Origin of the sequence: Diaphorobacter sp. HDW4A (assembly GCF_011305995.1) — a bacterium.
Classification (GTDB): domain Bacteria; phylum Pseudomonadota; class Gammaproteobacteria; order Burkholderiales; family Burkholderiaceae_C; genus Diaphorobacter_A.
In genome coordinates, this window is the sequence record NZ_CP049910.1 from 1,315,641 (window position 1) to 1,337,125 (window position 21,485).

A 21,485-nucleotide genomic window follows, 5' to 3' on the forward strand; every position below is an offset into this window, starting at 1 on the left:
TTTCGTTTCCTCCACTACGCAATGAGCCTCGAGTTCCTCGTCATCTCGCTTTTGAACGGCATCAGCTACGGCCTGCTGCTGTTCATGCTGAGCGCGGGACTCACGCTGATCTTCAGCATGATGGGAGTGCTGAATTTTGCGCATGCGAGCTTCTACATGCTAGGGGCGTATCTGGGGTACTCGCTGTCGGGTGTGGTCGGTTTCTGGCCTGCGCTGGTGCTGGCCCCCGTGCTGGTCGGGCTGACGGGCGCGGCGTTCGAGCGCTTTGTGCTGCGCCGTGTGCACGCCTCGGGCCATGTGGCGGAACTGCTCGTGACCTTCGGGCTGTCGTATCTGGTGCTCGAGATCGTGCAGCTCGTCTGGGGGCGCTCCGTGGTTTCGTATGAGTTGCCGCCGGTGCTGCAGGGGCCGCTGTTCAGCCTGTACGGCACGCATTTCCCCAAGTCTCGCGCCTTCATCACGCTGGTGGCGGTCTTGATGCTGTTGGCGCTGTGGATCACCTTCAAGCGCACACGTATCGGCTTTGTGATTCAGGCGGCGCTCACGCATCCGCAGATGGTCGAGGCGCTGGGGCACAACGTGCCGCGCGTGTTCATGCTGGTGTTCGGCGCGGGCTGTGCGCTCGCGGGGCTGGCCGGAGTGATCGGTGGCAACACCTATGTGACCGAGCCGGGCATGGCCGCCTCGGTGGGCTCTATCATCTTCGTGGTGGTGATCGTGGGCGGGCTGGGTTCGCTCACCGGCGCGTTCGTCGCCTCGCTGCTGATCGGGGTGGTGCAGACGCTGGCGGTCGGCATCAATCTGTCGTTTGCGCAACTGCTGGGCGCGCTCGGTTGGGCGGTGAGTGCCGATCAGGCCGCGTCGTCGCTGATGCGCCTGAGCGTCGCACAGATCGCGCCGATTCTGCCGTTTCTGCTGCTGGTGGTGATGCTCGCGGTGCGCCCGCGTGGCCTGCTCGGAGCGCGTGAAGGATGACGAGCACCATGCAGACCGCGAGCATTCCGCGGGCCTCGCGTATCGCGTTCGCGCTGCTGGCCGCCGTGCTGCTGATTGCGCCGCTGGTCTTCACCAGCAGCCTCGCGATCAGCGTGCTCTCGCAGATCGGCTGCGCCATCATCTTGTGCCTCTCGTACAACCTGCTGTTCGGGCAGGGCGGCATGCTGAGCTTTGGCCATGCGGTGTATTCGGGCATGGGCGCGTTTGCGGCGGTGCATGCGATTCAATGGGCATCGCGGGGCGCTTTGCCTGTTCAGATTCCGCTGGTGCTGATGCCACTGATCGGCGGTGTGGCGGGCATGCTCGTGGCTGCAGTGCTCGGCTTTCTCTGCACGCGGCGTGCGGGCACCACGTTCGCGATGATCACGCTGGGCATCGGCGAACTGGTGGCGGCGGTAGCGCTGATGTTCCCCGAGGTCTTTGGCGGCGAGGGTGGCATCGCGATCAATCGGGTCTACGGTGCCCCGTTGCTCGGCCTCACTTTCGGCCCCGCGATTCAGGTCTATTGGTTGATCGCGGCGTACTGTCTGCTCTGCACGCTGGCGATCTATATGTTCACTCAGACCCCTCTCGGTCGCATGCTTAACGCCGTGCGCGACAACCCGGTGCGTGCCGAATTCGTGGGCTACAACCCGCAGCGCGTGCGGCATCTGGCGTTCATTGCATCCGGCTTTTTTGCGGGCATAGGCGGCGCGCTCACGGCGATTCATCTGGAGATCGTCACCGGCGCTGACAGCCTCGGCATGGCGCGTTCCGCCGCCTATTTGCTGTTCACTTTTCTGGGCGGCGCGGGCTTCTTCTTCGGGCCGGTGATCGGCGCGGTGCTCATGGTGCTGTCGACTGTGTTGCTCTCGCATCTCACCAAGGCGTGGCTGCTGTATCTGGGGCTGGCGTTTATGCTGATGGTGATGTTTGCGCCGGGCGGTGTGGCGGGCATGATTTCAGCCTTACTCCGGATGTGGCGCAGCGGTATCCTGCGCCGCAAATGGGGCTTGGTGATGAGCCTCAGCTTCTGCGGCCTGCTCGCGATCTACGGAGCCGCAGGGCTGATCGAGATGATCTACCACGCGCAGCTCGACGGCGACATCGATTCGACGCTGCGCTATTTGGGGTGCACGTTGAATGTGCAAAGCGTCGTCGATTGGTTCGTGATGTTTCTGCCGCTGCTGGCGGGTGGTGTGACTGGAAAATTCGTGCTCGACATGGAGAAGAAAAGGCCATGAACGCCAACGTCTCCCATGCGCCGCACGCCCTCGAGTTGCGCCATCTGCGCAAGCGCTTTGGCAGCACCGAGATCATCCGCGACGTGAACCTCAGCATCCATCACGGTGAACGCGTGGCCTTCATCGGGCCGAACGGTGCGGGCAAGTCCACGCTGTTCAATCTGATCAGCGGCTGCGCGCGGGCAAGCTCCGGCAACGTCTTGCTGGATGGTGCGGACATCACGGCCAAGCGTCCGTTCGAGATCAATCGCCTTGGCCTCGCGCGCAGCTTTCAGATCAGTAATCTGTTTTCCAACATGAGTGTGTTTGACAACCTGCGTTGCAGCGTGCTCTGGCGCATGGGCTATCGCTACGCGTTCTGGCGTCTGCTGGCCAAGGCGCGCGATGCCAATGCGCGCACGCATGAGCTGCTGCAGATGCTGGGTCTGGCCGACCGGGCGTCGGTGCTTGCATCACAGCTCAGCTATGCCGAGCAGCGCGTGCTCGAAATCGGCATCACCATCGCGGGCGGTGCCAGCGTGATCCTGCTCGACGAGCCCACGGCCGGCATGAGCCGCAGTGAGACCGAGCGCTTCACCGCACTGATCCGCACCGTCACCGAGGGGCGAACGCTGCTCACCGTCGAGCACGACATGAGCGTGGTCTTCGGCCTTGCGGACCGCGTCGCCGTGCTCGCGCAAGGCGAGCTCATTGCCTTCGACACCCCCGAGCGCATCCGCGCCAACGCGCGGGTGCAAGAAGCCTATCTGGGCGTGCCGGTCGAGGAGGCGGCGTTGTCATGAGCGCCGGACTGCAGATCACGGGTCTTCACGCGATGTACGACATGCGCCATGTGCTGGACGGCATCGACCTCGAGGTGCGCGCCGGAGAAATCGTTGCGCTGCTCGGTCGCAATGGCTCGGGCCGCTCGACGCTTGCCAAGGCCATCATGGGGCAGGTGACATGGCAGGGCGACATGCGTTGGCAGGGCCGCAGTCTGGCAGGGCTCAAGACCTTTGAAATCGCGCAGGCTGGCATCGGTTACGTGCCCGAGAACCGCGACGTTTTCCCCACGCTGACCGTTGCGCAGAATCTGATGCTCGGCGAGCAGAAGCAACGGCGAAACGCAAGCGAACGAGCCTGGCGCATAGCCGACATGTACGCGATGTTCCCGTCGCTGCACACCCGCCGCGACGTTTCCGCGGGCGTGCTCTCGGGCGGCGAGCAGCAGATGCTCACGCTGTGTCGCACGCTCATGGGCAACCCGCAGCTAGTGATCATCGACGAACCCACCGAAGGCCTCGCGCCGATGACCGCGCGGCAGGTGGCGCAGCATATGCTCACGCTGAAGGCACATGGCATCGGGGTGTTGCTGATCGAGCAGAAACTCGGCATTGCCCTCGACATTGCCGACCGGGTGGCCGTCATGGGGGCAGGGAAAATCGTGTTTGAAGGAACGGCACGGCGACTACAGGAGGATACCGACGTGCGCCGCGACTGGCTGGAGATCTGAATCAGGTACGGAGGCTCATGGCCTCAACATCTGCAGCGCGGGGCGATGTCGGTTAAATTGAGCCCGTCGATGTCCTGTTCGCACACAGACATCCTTCGCACATTTGATGACTTGGAGTTCCGTCCCATGCGCATTCTTTCCCACGCCCGTCACACGCTGATCGCCAGCCTTCTTGTCGTTGGCGCGCTGTCTCAAGCCCACGCAGCGCTTAAACTTGGCGATGTCGCACCCGCGTTCACTACGCCTGCAGCTCTGGCAGGCAAGTCCTTCAGCTTCGACATCAGCGCGACGCTCAAGAAGGGGCCGGTCGTGCTGTATTTCTTCCCCAAGGCCTTCACCCAGGGCTGCACGCTCGAGGCCCACGCGTTCGCCGAGGCCACGCCGCAGTTCAACCAGCTCGGCGCGACCGTGGTGGGGATCTCGCACGACGACATCGACACGCTCAAGAAGTTCTCGACCGAGGCCTGTCGCGACCAGTTTGCAGTCGCGTCCGACCCCGATGCCAAGACCATCCGCGCCTACGACGCCACGCATGCGGCGCAGCCCAGCATGGCAGATCGTATCTCTTACGTGATCGGTCAGGACGGCAAGGTCGTCTTCACCCACGAGGGGAGCGATCCGACCGCGCATGTCGAGAAGACATTGGCCGCTGTGAAGAAGCTGAGTGGCAAAGCGCCGTAGGAATCCGTTGGCATCGTTTATCAATGCCTCCTGTCGTTTGTCCCGATTGAGACAAACCCCGTCACGCACTCCCGTTAGACTCTTCGAAAATCGGACGACCGTTCGTTTTTCTCTATTCCAAACCGAGGAGCAACAGCAATGACGGCTGAGTACCAAGTCCACGGAGACGTGGCTGTGATCACCCTGAACAACCCGCCAGTGAATGGCCTTGGGCTCGCAACGCGACAGGGCATCGTGGATGGTCTGGCGAAGGCGGAGGACGATGCGTCCGTCAAGGCCATCGTGATCACGGGCGCGGGGGGCGCGTTTTCGGGCGGGGCCGACATCAAGGAGTTCGGCACGCCGAAGTCACTGCAGGATCCGAATCTGCATTCGGTGATCCGCGCGCTGGAGAACTGCAGCAAGCCGGTGGTCGCCGCGATCCACACGGTGTGCATGGGCGGTGGGCTGGAGCTGGCTCTGGGCTGCCACTACCGCGTGGGCGCTCCGGGCTGTGCGGTGGCGCTTCCGGAAGTGAAGCTCGGCATTCTGCCGGGTGCGGGTGGCACACAGCGTCTGCCGCGCGTGATCGGTGTGGAGCCTGCGCTCAACATGATCGTGACCGGCGAGACGGTGCAGAGCGATATGCTCGCGATGATCCCCGGCCAGAAGCTGTTCGACAAGCTGGCGGCGTCCAAAGAATCGCTGGCCGATGAGGCGCTGGCGTTTGCGCGCTCGGTGGCTGATGCGCGTCCGCTGCCGCTGGTGCGCAATCTGCCGTGCAAGCATCCCAAAGGCGAGGCGTATTTCCAGTTCGCGCGCAACATGGTCAAGGGCATGGCCAAGAATTTTCCCGCGCCGCCGAAGTGTGTGGATGCGGTGCAGGCAGCTACGACATCGCGCAATTTCGAAGACGGTCTGATGACCGAGCGCGAGTTGTTCCTGAACCTGATGATGACGCCCGAGTCGCGCTCGCTGCGCCATCTGTTCTTCGCGGAGCGCGCGGCGTCGAAGATTCCGGATGTGCCGTCGGACACCCCCAAGCGCGACATCAAGAAGGTGGGCGTGATCGGTGCGGGTACCATGGGTGGCGGCATCAGCATGAATTTCCTGAACGCGGGCATTCCCGTGACGATTCTGGAGATGAAGCAGGACGCATTGGATCGCGGCATTGCGATCATTCGCAAGAACTACGAAGCGCAGGTCAAGAAGGGCAAGCTGAAGGCAGACAAGTACGAGGCGCGCATGGCGCTGCTGTCCACTTCGCTCGCCTATGACGAGCTGAAGGACTGCGACCTGATCATCGAGGCCGTGTTCGAAGACATGGGCGTGAAGGAGCAGGTGTTTTCCAAGCTCGACGAAGTGGCCAAGCAGGGCGCGATCCTGGCATCGAACACGTCGACACTCGACGTGAACCAGATCGCCTCGTTCACCAAGCGCCCGCAGGACGTGGTGGGCATGCACTTCTTCAGCCCGGCCAACGTGATGAAGCTGCTGGAAGTGGTGCGCGGAGAGAAGACCGCCAAGGACGTGCTCGCGACCGTGATGGCGTTGGCCAAGAAGATCAAGAAGACGGCGGTGGTCTCAGGCGTGTGCGATGGCTTCATCGGCAACCGCATGATCGAGCGCTACAGCCAGCAGGCCGGTTTCCTGCTCGACGAAGGCGCAACGCCCGAACAAGTGGACAAGGCGATCGAGAAGTTCGGTTTCCCGATGGGTCCGTTCCGCATGATCGACATGGCGGGCAACGACATCGGCTGGGCGATCCGCAAGCGCCGCGCGGTCGAGCAGCCCGACATGAAGTACAGCCGAACCGCTGACCTGCTCTGCGAGATGGGCCGCTTTGGCCAGAAGACCAGCGCGGGCTGGTACGACTACGAAGCCGGCAAGCGCGACGCCAAGCCAAGCGCCGTGGTGCTCAAGATGATCGAGGACTACCGTGCCAAGCAGGGCATTGCGCAGCGCAAGATTTCGGATGACGAGATCGTGCAGCGTCTGGTGTTCTCGCTGGTCAACGAAGGCGGGAAGATTCTGGAAGAGGGCATCGCCTCCAAGTCCGGCGACATCGACATGGTCTATCTCACCGGCTATGGCTTCCCGATCTGGCGCGGCGGCCCGATGCACTATGCGGGCGAGGTCGGTCTGTTCAACGTAGTGCAGGCGATGAAGCGCTTTGCGCGCAATCCGCACGACGACGCCAAGGCCTGGGCACCGTCCAAGCTGATCGTCGACTTGGCCGCGCAAGGCAAGACGTTTGAATGACAACGCGGAGCGGCTTGAGCGCTTCCCCCCGATCTACGCATAGAACACAAGGAATATTGCAATGACCTCCGCAGTGATTGTCTCCACCGCCCGCACCCCGCTCGCCAAGAGCTGGAAGGGCTCCCTCAACATGACTTATGGCGCCACGCTTGGCGGCCATGCGGTGCAGCATGCCGTGCAGCGCGCGGGCATCGATGCCGCCGACATTGAAGACGTGATCATGGGCTGCGCCTTCCCCGAAGGCACCGATGGCCAGAACATTGCGCGCCAGATCGCCATCCGCGCGGGCCTGCCGGTCAGCGTGTCGGGCCTGACCATCAACCGTTTTTGCTCCTCCGGCCTGCAGACCATCGCGCTCGCGGCCCAGCGTGTGATTGCGGGCGAGGGTGATGCGTATGTGGCTGGTGGCCTCGAGAGCATCTCCTGCGTGCAGCAGGAGATCAACCAGCACATGATGGTCGACCCGCAACTCGCAAAGCAGAAGCCGGAAGTTTTCTGGTCCATGCTGCAGACGGCGGAGCAGGTTGCCAAGCGCTACAACGTCAGCCGCGACGCGATGGACGAATACGGCGCGGGCAGTCAGCAGAAGGCCTGCGCCGCACAGGCGGCTGGGCTGTTCAAGGACGAGATCGCGCCTATCACTGTGACGGCTGGCGTGGTCGACAAGACCCTTGGCCTGATCACCAAGGAGGTGACGCTGAGCGTGGACGAAGGTCTGCGCGAAGGCACAACCAAGGAAGGCATCAGCGGTTTGAAGTCGGCACTGCCTGGGGGTGTGGTGACGGCCGGCAACGCGAGCCAGTTCTCCGACGGCGCGGGTGCCTGCGTGGTGGTGAGCGAAGACTACGCGAGCCGCAAGAACCTCAAGCCGCTGGGCCGCTTTCTCGGCTTCGCGGTGGCTGGTTGCGAGCCCGACGAGATGGGCATCGGCCCGGTGTTTGCGGTGCCCAAGGTGCTCAAGAAGCTGGGGCTCACGGTCAATGACATCGACCTGTGGGAGCTGAACGAAGCCTTTGCCGTGCAGGTGCTTTATTGCCGCGACAAGCTGGGCATTCCGGCGGACCGTCTGAATGTGAACGGCGGAGCGATTGCGCTGGGGCATCCGTATGGGGTGAGCGGGCAGCGACTGACCGGGCATGCGCTCATTGAAGGCAAGCGACGCGGCGCCAAGCGGGTGTGCGTCACCATGTGCATAGGCGGCGGCATGGGCGCTGCAGGCGTCTTCGAAGTTTTCTAAGCGTTTCTTTAAGTTGGATTGAAGCCGCTTGTGTGATTGACGCAGGCGGCTTTTTTTTGGGCTTTACGAAGCCTGATCGGCTTCGACGCCTAGCCTGAGGGGCTGTCTTGGCATTGTGGCTATCAGTTCCGGCGATTTTTTACTCTGCTTGGGCCCGCTGTTTGGGGGCCCGGAACGTTCTAACTTTTGATTGAGTTTTCATGAGCGCTCTTCGTTTTACCGTTGATTTTCTTTTGAATGACTGGCTATGCGCCACTTCGCTCACGCAGCGCGAGCGCTTTGCGGATCATTCGCGCGAGACCTTCGATGCCGTGCTCGATACCTGCGAACGCATCGCGCGCGAGAAGTTTGCGCCGTTCAATCGCACCGTTGACGTGCAGGAGCCGCATTTCGATGGTGAGCGGGTGGTGCTGCCTCAGTGCACTTACGACGCGCGCCTGGCCTATGCGCAGAGCGGGATGCTGAGTGCCGCGCAGGACTATGAGCTGGGCGGCATGCAGTTGCCTTATGTGGTGGAGGCGGCGGCGAATGGGTTCTTTGCGTGTGCGTCGGTCAGCATCAACACCAGCATGCTGACGTCGGCGAATGCCAATGCGATTCTGGTCGCGGGGTCGCCTGTGCAGCAGCGCGTGTTTGCGGCCAATGAGTTCAGTGGGCAATGGGCCGGAACGATGGCGCTGTCGGAGCCTCAGGCGGGGTCGTCGCTCAGCGACATCGCGACGCGGGCCGAGCCGGATGGGGAGGGGGTTGAGGGCGATGCGCTCGGTGCACGTTATCGGCTGCGTGGCAACAAGATGTGGATCAGCGCGGGCGAGCATGAACTGACTGAGAACATCGTGCATCTGGTGCTCGCCAAGATTCCCGATGCGGATGGCAGGCTGGTGGCGGGCGTGAAGGGGATCTCGCTGTTCATCGTGCCCAAGCATCTGGTGAACGAGCGCGGCGAGCTGACCGGCGAGCGCAACGATGTGGCGCTGGCGGGGCTGAACCACAAGCTCGGCTGGCGCGGCACGACCAATACGCTGCTGAATTTTGGCGAGGGCAGGTATCCCGTGCGCGGCAAGGCGGGGGCGATCGGCTATCTGGTCGGCCAGCCCGGCGAGGGGCTCAAGAACATGTTTCACATGATGAACGAGGCGCGCATCGCCATCGGCATGGCGGCGACCATGCTGGGGCTTGCGGGCTATTACGCGAGTCTCGACTATGCGAAGACGCGCATACAGGGGCGGCCCGTGGGGCAGGGCGGCAAGGACGCGTCGCAGCCGCCCGTGCCCATCATCGCGCACGCGGATGTGAAGCGCATGCTGCTTGCGCAGAAGGCCTATGGCGAAGGGGCGTTGGCGCTCAATCTCTATTGCGCGAAGCTGGTTGACGAGGGCCGCACTGCGCCTGTGGACGAGGCTGGACGCGCCAAGCTGCTGCTCGAAGTGCTCACGCCGATTGCCAAGAGCTGGCCGAGCGAATGGTGTCTTGAGGCGAATTCACTTGCGATCCAAGTGCATGGCGGTTATGGCTACACGCGCGATTTTCCGGTCGAACAGTACTGGCGCGATAACCGTCTGAATATGATCCACGAAGGCACGCACGGCATACAGGCAGCCGATCTGCTGGGCCGCAAGGTGCGCATGCTGGGCGGCTCGGGCCTCAAGCTGTTGGCCGAGACGGTGAACGCCACCATCCAGAAGGCCATGGCGCATGCATCGCTCTCAGGCCATGCGAATGCGCTGACGCGTGCGCTCGCCGATGTGGGCTCCGCCACCAAGGCCGCATGGGCCAACGAGAATGCGGACGAGGCGCTGGCCAATGCCGTGCCCTATATGCAGGCCTTCGGTCACATGGTGATCGCGTGGATGTGGCTGGATGTGGCGTGCAGTGCGCTGGAAAGGGATGCGGCGCTCTCCGACCAGCGCAACGTCGGCCGTGTAAGCGCGATGCGCTTTTTCTTCGGCTACGAGCTGCCCAAGATCGGTGCCTGGCTGCAGGTGGTGCGGGCTCGTGACATGACCTGTGCGGACATGGAGGTGGATGCATTCTGAGGGCTGTTAAGAGCCCGACGCAGGGTATTGAGCCCTCGCTGTCTGGGGGTTAGTTCACACGCTTGTGTTGAGAACCATTACTATTCGCGGCATTCCGGTACGAGGCGCTCCCTGCGGGCGCTGCGCCAACGGCGTTCACAAACACTTTGGGACTCGACATGAAGCATCGCTTTTCTTTCGCTTTGACGGTGGCTGCGCTGGCCGCCTTGGCAGCCATGGTTGCCGTACCTGCTCAGGCCGCAGCCGACGAGGTGACGGTCTACACGACGCGTGAGCCTGCGCTGATCCAGCCGCTGCTGGCTGCGTTCACCGCGCAGAGCAAGATCAAGGTGAATACGGTGTTCGTGAAGGACGGCTTGCTCGAGAGGGTGAAGGCGGAGGGCGAGCGCTCGCCCGCCGACGTGCTGATGACGGTGGACGCGGGCAATCTGCTTGATCTGGTGGAAGGTGGTGTGACGCAGCCGGTGAAGTCCGCCGCGCTTGATTCCGCGATCCCCGCGAACCTGCGCGGAGCCGATGGCTCGTGGTATTCGCTGTCTTTGCGTGCGCGCGTGCTGTATGCCGAGAAGAATCTGGCGCTCAAGAGCTTCCGCTACGAAGATCTGGCCGATCCCAAGTGGAAAGGCAAGGTCTGCATCCGAGCGGGCCAGCATCCTTACAACACCGGCCTGATTGCCGCGATGATCGCGCATGACGGCGAGGCCAAGACCGAGCAGTGGCTGCGCGGCGTGAAGAACAATCTGGCGCGCAAGGCCACCGGCGGCGACCGCGACGTGGCGCGCGACATTCTGGGCGGCATCTGCGACATTGGCCTCGCCAACACCTACTACGTGGGCCACATGAAGGCCTCCAAAGAAGGCACGGACGCGCGCAAGTGGGGCGATGCGATCAAGGTCATCAAGCCGACCTTCGCCAACGAAAAGAGCGGCGGCACGCACGTCAACATCTCCGGCGCATCCGTCGCCAAGCACGCGCCGCAGCGTGCCAATGCAGTCAAGCTGCTGGAGTTCCTGGTCTCTGAGCCCGCACAGAACATGTATGCCCAGGCCAACTACGAGCACCCGGTGCGCAAGGGCGTGGCGCTTGATCCGGTGGTCGCGCAGTCCATTGGCGAGCTGAAGATCGATCCGCTGCCGCTGACCGAAATCGCCAAGCACCGTAAGCAGGCAAGCGCGCTGGTGGACAAGGTGGGCTTTGACCGCTGAGTCGGCCACGACCCCGCTTTCTGACCCAACACCCATGACGGGGCGCTCGGCTTTTCGCCGGCGTCCCGTTGGTGCTTTGTGGCAGGGCACATCGGTGCTGATCGCGCTGGGGGTGCTTGCGCCTGTGGTGTCGCTGATCTGGCTTGCCCTTGGTGCCGATTGGGCGCACTGGACGCATCTGGTGCAGTACGTGCTGCCCGATGCGGCGCTCAACACCGCGCTGCTGATGGCGGGCGTGGGCGTGCTCACGCTGGTGATCGGCACCGGCTGCGCGTGGCTGGTCAGTGCGCATGATTTTCCCGGCCGCAAGGTGCTGCACTGGGCGCTGCTGTTGCCGCTGGCGATGCCTGCGTACATCGTCGCGTTCGCGTATCTCGATCTGCTGCACCCCATCGGCCCGGTGCAGGGCGCGCTGCGCTGGATGCTGGGCTACAGCAGTCCGCGCGAATGGCGGCTGCCCGATCTGCGCTCGATGGGGGGCGCGGTATTTGTGCTCGGCTTTGTGCTCTACCCCTATGTCTACATGACCGCGCGTGCCATGTTCATGACGCAACCCGCGCATCTGATGGAGGCTGCGCGCATGCTCGGCGAAAGTCGCTGGGGCGCGTTCCGCCGGGTGGCCCTGCCGATGGCACGACCGGCGCTGGCTGTGGGCCTGAGCCTTGCGCTGCTGGAGACGCTCAACGACATCGGCGCGTCCGAATTCCTCGGCGTCAACACGCTCACCGTGGCGGTCTACACCACCTGGATCACTCGCACCGATCTGGCCGGAGCCGCGCAGATCGCGTGCTCGATGCTGCTCGTCGTCGTTGCGCTGGTGTGGATGGAGCGCCATGCGCGCCGCCATCAGCGCTACGGCTCGGCACAGCGCATGCGTGCGATCCAGCCCGAGCGCCTGCATGGCGTGAAGGCATGGCTGGCCGCGCTGTTCACCACTGTGCCGGTGCTGATTGGCTTCGCCGCACCCGCCGCTTATCTGTGCTGGGAAAGCTACAAACGACTGAGCCAGGGGCAGGGCGTTTCCACCGGCCTGTGGATGAGTCTTGGCAACACGCTGACGCTCGCGCTGGGCGTGACGGTGGTGACCGTGATCGCCGGCCTCATCGTCGCCTGGGCCACGCGCAACAGCGTGAGCACGCGTGCGCCGTCGCGCTGGCAGGCCCGCGTCGCAACGCTCGGCTATGCGATCCCTGGCACTGTGCTCGCGATTGGGTTGCTCACCCCCGCGCTGGCGATGGATGCCGGTATCGCGCGCTTGCTGCATCTGCCGGGGCTGCCGTTGATGGCGCTTGGTGTCGTGTTGGTCGTGGCCTGCTGCATCCGCTTTCTGGTGATCCCCGTGGGCGGTATCGAGTCCGGGCTGCAGCGCATTCCCGCGACGCTGGAACAGGCCTCGCGCCTGTTGGGCGAGACGGCCTTTGGCACGCTGCTGCGCGTGCATTTGCCGCTGCTGCGACCCGCCATCGCGACCAGCGCGCTGCTGGTGTTCGTCGATGCGATGAAGGAGCTGCCCGCTACGCTGCTGCTGCGCCCCGCGAACTTCGATACGCTCGCCACCTGGCTCTACGCCGAGGCCGCGCGCGGCACCTATGAAGAGGGGGCGGTAGCGGCCTTGCTGATCGTGGTCGCGGGCCTGCTGCCCGTGGTATTGCTCGCGAGGACCCAGCTGCAGCCGGGCGCGCAACCTTTGGAAAATCACCCGGAATGACGACATGACGGCCGCCCTGCAAATCGACCACCTGAGCCTCTCCTACGACACGCCGCGCGGCCCGCATCCGGTCGTGCGCGACTTCGCGCTCGTGGTCGAATCGGGCGGCATCGCCTGCCTGTTTGGCCCCTCGGGTTGCGGCAAAACCTCGGTGCTGCGTGCGATTGCGGGCTTCGAGCCGGTGCAGGGCGGCGAGATCCGGCTCGGCGACGCGGTGCTGTCGTCGCCATCCGTGCATCTGCCGCCAGAGAAGCGCCATGTCGGCATGATGTTCCAGGAATACGGCCTGTTCCCGCACCTCACGGTCGCGCAGAACGTGGTCTTCGGCCTGCGCCGCCAAAGCCATGCTGAACAGCACGCCCGCTGCGACGAACTGCTCGCGCTCGTGGGTCTGCGCGACGCCGCAAAGAAGTACCCGCATGAGCTCTCCGGTGGCCAGCAGCAGCGCGTGGCACTGGCGCGCGCGCTTGCGCCGTCGCCCGCCTTGCTGCTGCTCGACGAGCCGTTTTCCAACCTCGACGCGGCTACGCGCGAACGCCTGACCATCGAGGTGCGTGACATCCTCAAGCAGACCGGCCAGACGGCCGTGCTAGTCACCCACAACGAGCACGAAGCCCACACCATGGCCGATTCCATGCTCGTCATGCACCCGCTCGCGGACGGCGCTCAGAATCCGGGTTCGCACTGATCGGACCACGATTGGCATGCCCTATACTGGCTTCATGTCATTGCGCAACGCATTCTCTCTCGATTGCCTCGTCACCGGAATTTCTCCGGTTGGCGCGCACGTGCGTTGCTTTGACCATTCTCCCAACACGCCTTCGCCTGCCATGACCTTGGCACCACCGCCCCCCACAGCGGTTGCAGCCAATCCGCCACCCGTTCTCGGGTAAATCGCGGTTTGATGGTCTGGTCACGCCTTTTCTTTTCCGTTTTCGTTTTCTGATTCGCTTGCATAGGCTGCTTGAGCCTTGCGTGCATCCGCGTGCGTTTTGGCGTGACCTGCTTTTTCGTTGGTTCTTTCCAGACTCAATGTCTGGATAGCAGGTGAGATCTTTCATGTCTTTTTCTACTTCTTCTTCAAAGTTTGATTCCGTAGGCCAACGCCTCGGGGCTTGGTCCGGAACCGTCGCTGCATGCGCGTTCGTCATCCTCTGGGGCAGCTCCGCCATCGTGACGAGATGGGCCCTGGACCACGGCAGTGCGTCGGCTGTGCTCATTGCACGATATGCCATCGCCTTGCTCGTGCTGCTGGCGGTGATCGGCAACCCACGCCGCTGGCTGCCCGAACCCGGCACCCGCAAACGCATCGCCATCGCAGGCTTGGTGATGATCGCGGGCTACTCGGTCTGCTACTTTGAATCCATGTCCATGGGCATCACTCCCGGCATGCTCGCCGTAGTGCTCGGCGTGCAGCCAGTTTTGACTCTTTTGTTGTTGGAGCGTCGCTTCACGGCGATGCGCCTGTGCGGCCTGCTGCTGGCATTGGTCGGTCTCGTGATGGTCGTCTGGCAGAGCCTCATGCGCACCGGCTTTGACGTCACCGGCATGGCCTTCGCGCTGGGTGCGCTCTTGTGCATCACCACCGGATCGCTGCTGCAAAAACGCGTTCAGCAATCGCCGCAGCAGGTCTTACCGCTGCAATACATCGTGACCTTGCTGGTCTGCGCTGCCTTTGCACGGGTGCAGCCGCTGCGTTGGGAGATGAACTGGAGCTTCTGGCTGCCAGTGCTGTTTCTCGCCATCGTCACTTCGGTGTTTGCTCAGTTGTTGCTCTACAGGCTGATCCAGGGTGGGAATCTGGTCAATGTGACCAGCTTGTTTTATCTGGTGCCGGCGGTGACAGCGGGGTTGGATTTTTTGGTGTTGGGGAATGCGATGAGTGCGCTTGTTGTGTTGGGGATGGTGTGTGTTTTGGCGGGGGTAGTGGTGGTGCATCGGAAGCCTTCGAGCGTTGCTTCGACGTAGATTTCTTCTTTTTTTCAGCGCCTGCAGGGGGGCGCGGAGGCCGGGAGTTCCGCCCGGCGGCGGAGTCACCTTTTGCTTGCGCGCAAAAGGTAACCCAAAACGCGCTTTTCAGTACCCGCGGCAGAACTTACTGCGCGACTACGTCGCTCCGTTCGGGCAACCGCCGCGAGTTAGAGTTTTCATAAAAGGAATATTCGGCACGTCGCTTCGCTCGTGGCGCTCATCTCGCGACATCGCGAGATGTTGGAGTGCGAGTGCCGTGCGATTTATTGACTGTCGCGAGATGCCCTCACGCAAAAGAGCAGTGGGCGTTTGAGCCCCAACGCAGCTACGCAACCACCCCCGGCACGAGCGAAGCGACGTGCCGCAAACACCTCTTTCTCCACTGATTTCCGGCGGTTGTTTGAGCGGAGTGACGAAGGAACGCAGCGAGTTCCGCCCGATGACTTCAAAAGCGCGTTTTTGATTACTTTTTGCGCGCAAGCAAAAAGTGATTGCCCCGCCGGGGGCAGTCCCAGCCTCCGTACGCAACCCCCCAGCAGTCGCTGAACCAGATAACCAAATCACAAAGCCACCACCCCACAATACAACACGATATACCGAACCAACGTCTCGGTAACCCGAACCATACTCCCCACACTCACACATTCATCCACCCCATGAATGTTCCGAGCCACAGGCCCGTAATTCGTCACCGCCCAATCCGTCATCAACCGGAAATGCCGCCCATCGGTCGTCGCCGTACAAGCCAGATGCCGAGGCGCCTCCCCGTGCATCGCCTCATGTGACTCGGCCAGCAACTGCATCGCCGGATGCTCAAGATCGTAGACACACCCGGGAGCAGCAAACCCGTTGGTCTCGATCCTCACCACCAGATCCGGATTGAGCCGCGCCGCCGTCCGCTCGATGAAATGCGAGAACCATTCAATCGCCTCGCGCGCACCACGATCTGGATAGAAGCTCGCACGGATACCCATGGTGCAGGTGCAGGGCACCGAAGATTTCCATTCGCCTCCCTCGATGGTGCCTAAATTGATGTTGATCGGCTGCTCGACATGCGCGAACGCGGGATGGCGGTTCTCGGGAAGATTCCATTCCTCCTGCACCTCACGCAGCGCTCGCATGATCTCGATGCCCGCTTCAATCGGGTTCAGGCCCTGGTTCATGTAGGCCACATGGGTGGGGCGGCCGGTGAGCGTCACGGTCAGCCAGCACACGCCTATCTGCGCGGACATCAGCGTTTCGGCAAATGGCTCGGGAAGCACGACCGCGTCAAAGCTTGCATAGCGGGCCTTGGTGCGTGCGCGCTGCAATGCGCCCAGCGTCACCAGCGTGCCGTTGCCGGTGTCTTCTTCGTCGACCACCGTGTTGATGCCGATGCGCGAGGCGGGGCGCAAGCCCATGGATTGCAGGGTGCGCAGCGCGGCAAGGGCGCAGACGATGCCGCCTTTCATGTCGCCCGCGCCGCGCCCGTAGATCCAGCCGTCTTTCTCGTAGGGATCGAACGGCTGCTTTTCCCACAGTGATTCGGGGCCGGTGGGCACCACGTCGAGGTGGCCGTTGAACAGCAGGTTGCCGCCCATGTTCGGCTCAACGTCTGCAGGCGGTTCCATCACGGCAAGCAGGTTGTAGCGCTCGCCGTCGGGGTTGCAGGGGCAGCTGAACAGCGGGTGCGATGCCATGTCGGCGGTGTTCATCGGCAGGCGCTCGGTGACGAGGCCAAGCTCATCAAGCAGCGCCTCCATAGTTTCGCAGGCGGGCGTTTCCTGGCCGCTCAGGCTCGGTGCGCGCACGAGTTGAATAAGGGCTTCCCTCATATAGTCGGTCTGCGCGAGCACGGCCTGGCGGATGGCGGCCGTGTCGGGTACGGATGATGACAACGTGATGGAAGAAGCAGGGCGTTCGATGTCGGAGGCTGAATAGGTCATGTCGTGCTCTTTTGCAAGGAGCGTGCCTTTGCCATTCACGCAAGCCTGTGGCCTGACCAAGCAGAGGCAGTCCCCCAAAACGGTGAAAAAATTGTTGCCAAATGCACCAAATTGACCATCTGGTCAGGCCACTTTGGTGCGAATACGGTAGGCGCATACGTAATATCACGCAGCCTTTCTTCATTGAGGATAGGGGTTTACGCCGGATTGCGTGGTGGCACGGTGTTTGCATAAAGTGGTCAGACCACCTTGGATGGGTGGAAGGAATGAACCCAATGCAAACCGCCGACACCGTGATCGAACCAATCGCTGCCGCCACGGGCGCGCCAACGTGGAGTGAGGCTGAATGGGCCGTCCGCAAGGACTTGGCCGCCGCCTATCGGCTCATGGCCCATCTGGGGCTGGACGACAGCATCTACACGCATATTTCGGTGCGCGTTCCGGGCCGCCACGACCAGTTTTTGATCAACCCGTACGGCATGCTGTTCCGTGACGTGACGGCGTCCTCGCTGGTCAAGGTGGGGGTGGATGGGCTACTGGTGGAGCCTTCCGACTACGACGTGAACCCGGCTGGTTTCACCATCCACAGCGCGCTGCACATGGCGCGCCACGACGCGACGTGCATCGTGCACACGCACACCGTCGGCGGCGTAGCGGTGTCATCCATGGCCTGCGGTCTGCAGCCTTGCAATCAATGGGCGCTGCAGTTCTACCACCGTGTGGCGTATCACGACTTCGAAGGCATTGCGCTGAACCACGAGGAGCGCGAGCGTCTGGTGCGTGACATGGGCACCGAGCACAAGGCGCTGATCCTGCGCAATCACGGTCTGTTGACCATCGGTGCGACTGTGGCCGAGGCTTTCATCAACATGTTGAATCTGGAGCGCGCCTGCCGCGTGCAGGTGGCCATCCAGTCCGCAGGCCAGATCACGCAGGTCGTGCCCACTGATGTCTGCGAGCTCACAGCCCGGCAATACGAAGAAGGCGCAAGCAACCGCCTGCCGGGCGCGGCCGATCCGCATGCGCGCGAATGGCGTGCGATGAAGCAGCGCCTGCAGCCGGGCAGCACCGTTCCATATGACGCGTGATGGCGGACGCTTGACCTGAAGCGGCGCTGACGCCGCTTCTGTTTTTCAGGACTCCCGTTCAGCGATTTTTTTCATGCCGCAGACCTGCGGCAGGGGACTGTTTTGTCCCGATATTTTCCGAATTTTTCCTCAAGGAGTGACTCATGAAACGACGCGAACTGATCCAACTGACCGCTTCCAGTCTTGGCCTGACCATTGCAGGCGTGCCGCTTTCTGTGCTCGCACAAGGCAAGGCCGGTGGCACCATCAACGCCATCGTGCAACCCGAGCCGCCGGGGCTGATGCTCGGCATTCTGCAGAACGCACCCACGCAGATGGTGGCGGGCAACATCTACGAAGGTCTGGTGCGCATGACCGAAAAGCTCGAGCCCGTGCCCGCGCTGGCCGAGTCGTGGAAGATGAGCGACGACGGCCTGACCTGCACCTTCAAGCTCAAGAAGGGCGTGAAGTGGCACGACGGCAAGCCGTTCAGCAGCGCCGATGTGGTGTTCTCGGTGGACGTGTTTCTGCGCAAGACACACGCCCGTCTGCGCGGCAATCTGGGTGTGGTTGAGTCCATCACCGCGCCCGACGCGAACACCGTGGTCTTCAAGCTCAAGCAGCCCTTCGGCCCGTTCCTCGGCCTGTTCGAGGTCGGCTCGATGCCGATGGTGCCCAAGCACGTCTATGAAGGCGCGGCCGATTTCCTCAACCATCCGGCCAACAACAAGCCCATCGGCACGGGGCCGTTCAAGCTCAAGGAATGGGTCAAGGGCTCGTACATTCAACTCACCGCCAACGAGGACTACCACGTGCCCGGCGTGCCTTCGGTGAAGGACGTGTACTTCCACGTGATCCCCGATGCCGCATCGCGCGCGGCCGCGTTCGAATCCGGCAAGGTGGACGTGGTGCCCGGCGGTGCCGTCGAGTTCTTCGATGTGAAGCGTCTCGCCGCGCTGCCCGGAGTCGCTGTGACCACCAAGGGCTGGGAGTTCTTCGCGCCGCAGTCGTGGCTGTGGCTCAACAATCGTCGCAAGCCTTTTGACAATCCCAAGTTCCGCCAGGCCATCATGTGGGCGCTCGACCGCGAGGCCATGGCCAAGATCGCGTGGCACGGCTACGCCAAGCCTGCGATGGGTCCGCTCAACAGCTCGGTGAAATTCTACACCGAGAAGGTCACGCACTACAAGCGCGACCTCGACAAGGCCAAGGCGCTGATCAAGGAGTCGGGCTACAACGGTCAGCCGTTGCGCCTCTTGCCGATGCCTTATGGCGAGAGCTGGATGCGCGTGGCCGAGATCATCCGCCAGAACCTGATGCAGGCCGGCATCAAGGTGGAGATGGTCTCCACCGACGTGGCGGGCTGGAACTCGCGCCTCAACGAGTGGGACTTTGACATGTCCACCACCTATGTCTTCCAGTACGGCGACCCGGCGCTCGGCGTGGCACGCAACTACATCTCCAGCCAGATCGTCAAGGGCTCGCCGTTCAACAACGTCGAGGGCTACAGCAACCCCAAGGTGGATGCGTTGTTCGATGCCGGTGCCCGCGAGATCGACCCCGCCAAGCGCGCAGTCATCTACGAGGAAGTGCAGAAGCTGCTGGTCGATGAGGTGCCCGTCGCGTGGCTGCACGAGATGAAGTTCCCGACGCTCTACCGTACCAAGATCGACAACCTGATCAGCTCGGGCATCGGTCTGAACGACAGCTTCGCCTACGCCAAGCTCAAGTGAGAAAGATGGCGCGGGCCTGCGCTGCAGAGCCCGCGCTCAACGCTCCGCATGTGGGGCGCGGCGGGTACGTGCCCATGAATGAACGAATGACCAGCGTGCCCGCCTCAAAGGACAAGACGCATGAACAGACTCCAACTGATGCTCAAACGCGTGATTCAGGGGCTCGCCGCCATTCTGATGATCGCCACCGTGAACTTCCTGTTGATCCGGGCGGCTCCCGGCGACCCGGTATCGGTGCTCGCGGGCGAGGCCGGTGCCTCGGACGCGCAATTCGTCGCGCAGCTGCGCACGCAGTTCGGGCTCGATCAACCGCTGCCCATGCAGCTCATGACCTATCTGGGCAAGGTGGTGCAGCTCGATCTGGGCTTCTCGTATCGCCAGCAGCAGCCGGTGATCGATCTGATTCTCGAGCGACTTCCCGCCACGCTGCTGCTCACCGGCAGCGCGTTCGTGCTGTCGCTGATCATGGGCGTGGCGCTGGGTGCTTGGTCCAGTCGCAAGGTGGGCACCTGGGTGGACAGCGGCATCACCGTGCTCGCGCTCGTGTTCTATGCCACGCCGCTGTACTGGCTCGCGATGATGGCGGTGCTGCTGTTCACCGTGCAGCTCAACTGGCTGCCGGGCTTTGGCTACTTCACCGTGGGCGCAGACCTCTCCGGCATGGCGTTCGCGTGGGACATCTTCCTGCATCTGCTGATGCCATCGCTCACGCTCGCGCTGTTCTACATGGCCGTGTATGTGCGGATGACGCGCTCGTCGATGCTGGAAGTCGCGCAGATGGATTTCGTCAAGACCGCGCGCGCCAAGGGCGTGCATCCGCGCCGCATCCATCACAACCACATCCTGCGCAACGCGCTCTTGCCGGTGGTGACGCTCGCGGGCATCCAGGCGGGCGGAATGATCGGCGGCGCGGTGCTCACCGAGACCGTGTTCAGCTGGCCCGGCATTGGCCGACTGATGTTCGACGCGTTGCTGCAGCGCGACTACAACCTGCTGATGGGCTGCTTCCTCGTCACCTCCGCGATGGCGGTGCTGTTCAACCTGATCACCGACTTCATCTACACGCTGGTCGATCCGCGCATCGAACTGTCCTGACACGCCCAACGCACACGAAAGAGCATTCATGAAAAACGCATTCTGGCGGCGCTTCTGCCGCAACAAGGGCGCCGTCGTGGGACTGGTGGTCGTGGTCATCGTCGCCATCGTGGCGCTGCTGGGCCCACTGTTCATCGAGTACGGTCCGTGGGACATGGTCGACTCGCCGTTCGTGCCGCCCATGGGCGCAGACGGCCGCCTTCTCGGCACCGACACCATGGGCCGCGACATCCTCGCTGGTGTGATCTACGGGGCGCGCGTGTCGCTGCTCATCGGCCTCGTTTCCACCGTGGTCTCGTTGATGATCGGTGTGAGCGTTGGCGCCATCTCCGGCTACTTCGGCGGTTGGGTCGATGCGGTGCTGATGCGCTTCACCGAGCTGTTCCAGTCGGTGCCGAGCTTTGCGCTGGCGATTGTGCTGGTGGCGATCTTCGAACCCTCGGTGGGATCGATGGTGGCGGCGATTGCCGTGGTCTCGTGGCCGCCGGTTGCGCGTCTCGTGCGCGGGGAATTCCTTACGTTGCGCCAGCGCGATTTCGTCTCTGCCGCTTTGCTGGCCGGTCAATCGACGCCGCGCGTGATCCTTACGCAGATCCTGCCCAACGCGGTCTCGCCCATCGTGGTGATGGCCTCGCTGATGGTGGCGAGCGCCATTCTGCTGGAGTCCAGCCTGAGCTTTCTCGGTCTCGGCGATCCCAACCAGATGAGCTGGGGCTACATGGTGGGTACGGCACGCACCGTGATGCGCCAGGCGTGGTGGATGGCGGTGTTCCCCGGCCTGTCCATCGTGCTGACGGTGCTGGCGTTGAACCTGGTGGGCGAGGGTCTGAACGACGGCCTCAATGCCCGTGCTGATGCAAAGCGATGAGCAAAAA

17 protein-coding genes are annotated in these 21,485 nt (G+C 62.9%); 16 read left to right on the forward strand and 1 reads right to left on the reverse strand.

The window, feature by feature from the left end:
• Nucleotides 1-21 precede the first annotated feature (21 nt).
• The 12 genes from G7047_RS05915 (at nucleotide 22) to G7047_RS05970 (ending at nucleotide 14,787) form a co-directional block, all read left to right on the forward strand.
• Complete coding sequence (locus tag G7047_RS05915; RefSeq protein ID WP_166302050.1) at nucleotides 22-975, forward strand: branched-chain amino acid ABC transporter permease; 954 nt, start codon at nucleotides 22-24, stop codon at nucleotides 973-975.
• Nucleotides 972-2,219: a branched-chain amino acid ABC transporter permease gene (locus tag G7047_RS05920; protein ID WP_166302053.1), complete on the forward strand. Its 1,248-nt coding sequence runs from the start codon at nucleotides 972-974 to the stop codon at nucleotides 2,217-2,219. Before G7047_RS05915 ends, G7047_RS05920 begins: the two co-directional genes overlap by 4 nt.
• Nucleotides 2,216-3,001 carry an ABC transporter ATP-binding protein gene (locus G7047_RS05925; protein WP_166302056.1) on the forward strand — a complete coding sequence of 262 codons (786 nt, stop codon included), beginning with the start codon at nucleotides 2,216-2,218 and terminating at the stop codon, nucleotides 2,999-3,001. Before G7047_RS05920 ends, G7047_RS05925 begins: the two co-directional genes overlap by 4 nt.
• Complete coding sequence (locus G7047_RS05930; protein WP_166302059.1) at nucleotides 2,998-3,711, forward strand: ABC transporter ATP-binding protein; 714 nt, start codon at nucleotides 2,998-3,000, stop codon at nucleotides 3,709-3,711. Before G7047_RS05925 ends, G7047_RS05930 begins: the two co-directional genes overlap by 4 nt.
• Before the next feature lie 126 nt (nucleotides 3,712-3,837).
• Nucleotides 3,838-4,392, forward strand: a complete 555-nt coding sequence (locus G7047_RS05935; RefSeq protein ID WP_166302062.1) for a peroxiredoxin — start codon at nucleotides 3,838-3,840, stop codon at nucleotides 4,390-4,392.
• Between the two features lie 138 nt (nucleotides 4,393-4,530).
• The gene (locus G7047_RS05940) at nucleotides 4,531-6,633 is read left to right on the forward strand and encodes a 3-hydroxyacyl-CoA dehydrogenase NAD-binding domain-containing protein (RefSeq protein WP_166302065.1); all 2,103 of its coding nucleotides are present in this window, start codon (nucleotides 4,531-4,533) and stop codon (nucleotides 6,631-6,633) included.
• Between the two features lie 61 nt (nucleotides 6,634-6,694).
• Nucleotides 6,695-7,870, forward strand: a complete 1,176-nt coding sequence (locus G7047_RS05945; RefSeq protein ID WP_166302068.1) for an acetyl-CoA C-acyltransferase — start codon at nucleotides 6,695-6,697, stop codon at nucleotides 7,868-7,870.
• 200 nt (nucleotides 7,871-8,070) lie between these two features.
• Nucleotides 8,071-9,906 (forward strand): acyl-CoA dehydrogenase, encoded by a 1,836-nt coding sequence (locus G7047_RS05950; protein ID WP_166302071.1) that lies wholly within the window; start codon nucleotides 8,071-8,073, stop codon nucleotides 9,904-9,906.
• A gap of 158 nt (nucleotides 9,907-10,064) precedes the next feature.
• Nucleotides 10,065-11,111, forward strand: a complete 1,047-nt coding sequence (locus tag G7047_RS05955) for a Fe(3+) ABC transporter substrate-binding protein (protein ID WP_166302074.1) — start codon at nucleotides 10,065-10,067, stop codon at nucleotides 11,109-11,111.
• 34 nt (nucleotides 11,112-11,145) lie between these two features.
• A complete protein-coding gene (locus tag G7047_RS05960; RefSeq protein ID WP_166302077.1) occupies nucleotides 11,146-12,819 on the forward strand; it encodes an iron ABC transporter permease in 1,674 nt (557 codons plus the stop codon).
• 4 nt (nucleotides 12,820-12,823) lie between these two features.
• Entirely contained in the window at nucleotides 12,824-13,507 is a 684-nt protein-coding gene (locus G7047_RS05965) for an ABC transporter ATP-binding protein (protein WP_166302080.1), read from the forward strand.
• A gap of 371 nt (nucleotides 13,508-13,878) precedes the next feature.
• On the forward strand, nucleotides 13,879-14,787 hold the full coding sequence (locus G7047_RS05970) for a DMT family transporter (protein WP_166302083.1): 909 nt from the start codon (nucleotides 13,879-13,881) through the stop codon (nucleotides 14,785-14,787).
• A 563-nt stretch (nucleotides 14,788-15,350) separates the two neighbouring features.
• Here the strand turns inward: G7047_RS05970 and G7047_RS05975 are convergent.
• A complete protein-coding gene (locus tag G7047_RS05975) occupies nucleotides 15,351-16,715 on the reverse strand; it encodes an ArgE/DapE family deacylase (RefSeq protein ID WP_240939381.1) in 1,365 nt (454 codons plus the stop codon).
• A 275-nt stretch (nucleotides 16,716-16,990) separates the two neighbouring features.
• On the opposite strand from G7047_RS05975, the gene G7047_RS05980 reads away from it, so the two are divergent.
• The 4 genes from G7047_RS05980 (at nucleotide 16,991) to G7047_RS05995 (ending at nucleotide 21,478) form a co-directional block, all read left to right on the forward strand.
• A complete protein-coding gene (locus G7047_RS05980) occupies nucleotides 16,991-17,803 on the forward strand; it encodes a class II aldolase/adducin family protein (RefSeq protein WP_205904724.1) in 813 nt (270 codons plus the stop codon).
• Between the two features lie 143 nt (nucleotides 17,804-17,946).
• The gene (locus G7047_RS05985; RefSeq protein ID WP_166302089.1) at nucleotides 17,947-19,515 is read left to right on the forward strand and encodes an ABC transporter substrate-binding protein; all 1,569 of its coding nucleotides are present in this window, start codon (nucleotides 17,947-17,949) and stop codon (nucleotides 19,513-19,515) included.
• Between the two features lie 120 nt (nucleotides 19,516-19,635).
• Nucleotides 19,636-20,610: an ABC transporter permease gene (locus G7047_RS05990; protein WP_166302092.1), complete on the forward strand. Its 975-nt coding sequence runs from the start codon at nucleotides 19,636-19,638 to the stop codon at nucleotides 20,608-20,610.
• Between the two features lie 28 nt (nucleotides 20,611-20,638).
• Entirely contained in the window at nucleotides 20,639-21,478 is an 840-nt protein-coding gene (locus G7047_RS05995) for an ABC transporter permease (protein ID WP_166302095.1), read from the forward strand.
• Nucleotides 21,479-21,485: the final 7 nt, after the last annotated feature.

Coding starts and splice junctions, on each gene's coding strand:
- G7047_RS05915 (WP_166302050.1), top strand. CDS start 22: ATGAGCCTCGAGTTCCTCGTCATCTCGCTTTTGAACGGCATCAGCTAC.
- G7047_RS05920 (WP_166302053.1), top strand. CDS start 972: ATGACGAGCACCATGCAGACCGCGAGCATTCCGCGGGCCTCGCGTATC.
- G7047_RS05925 (WP_166302056.1), top strand. CDS start 2,216: ATGAACGCCAACGTCTCCCATGCGCCGCACGCCCTCGAGTTGCGCCAT.
- G7047_RS05930 (WP_166302059.1), top strand. CDS start 2,998: ATGAGCGCCGGACTGCAGATCACGGGTCTTCACGCGATGTACGACATG.
- G7047_RS05935 (WP_166302062.1), top strand. CDS start 3,838: ATGCGCATTCTTTCCCACGCCCGTCACACGCTGATCGCCAGCCTTCTT.
- G7047_RS05940 (WP_166302065.1), top strand. CDS start 4,531: ATGACGGCTGAGTACCAAGTCCACGGAGACGTGGCTGTGATCACCCTG.
- G7047_RS05945 (WP_166302068.1), top strand. CDS start 6,695: ATGACCTCCGCAGTGATTGTCTCCACCGCCCGCACCCCGCTCGCCAAG.
- G7047_RS05950 (WP_166302071.1), top strand. CDS start 8,071: ATGAGCGCTCTTCGTTTTACCGTTGATTTTCTTTTGAATGACTGGCTA.
- G7047_RS05955 (WP_166302074.1), top strand. CDS start 10,065: ATGAAGCATCGCTTTTCTTTCGCTTTGACGGTGGCTGCGCTGGCCGCC.
- G7047_RS05960 (WP_166302077.1), top strand. CDS start 11,146: ATGACGGGGCGCTCGGCTTTTCGCCGGCGTCCCGTTGGTGCTTTGTGG.
- G7047_RS05965 (WP_166302080.1), top strand. CDS start 12,824: ATGACGGCCGCCCTGCAAATCGACCACCTGAGCCTCTCCTACGACACG.
- G7047_RS05970 (WP_166302083.1), top strand. CDS start 13,879: ATGTCTTTTTCTACTTCTTCTTCAAAGTTTGATTCCGTAGGCCAACGC.
- G7047_RS05975 (WP_240939381.1), bottom strand. CDS start 16,715: ATGACCTATTCAGCCTCCGACATCGAACGCCCTGCTTCTTCCATCACG.
- G7047_RS05980 (WP_205904724.1), top strand. CDS start 16,991: ATGCAAACCGCCGACACCGTGATCGAACCAATCGCTGCCGCCACGGGC.
- G7047_RS05985 (WP_166302089.1), top strand. CDS start 17,947: ATGAAACGACGCGAACTGATCCAACTGACCGCTTCCAGTCTTGGCCTG.
- G7047_RS05990 (WP_166302092.1), top strand. CDS start 19,636: ATGAACAGACTCCAACTGATGCTCAAACGCGTGATTCAGGGGCTCGCC.
- G7047_RS05995 (WP_166302095.1), top strand. CDS start 20,639: ATGAAAAACGCATTCTGGCGGCGCTTCTGCCGCAACAAGGGCGCCGTC.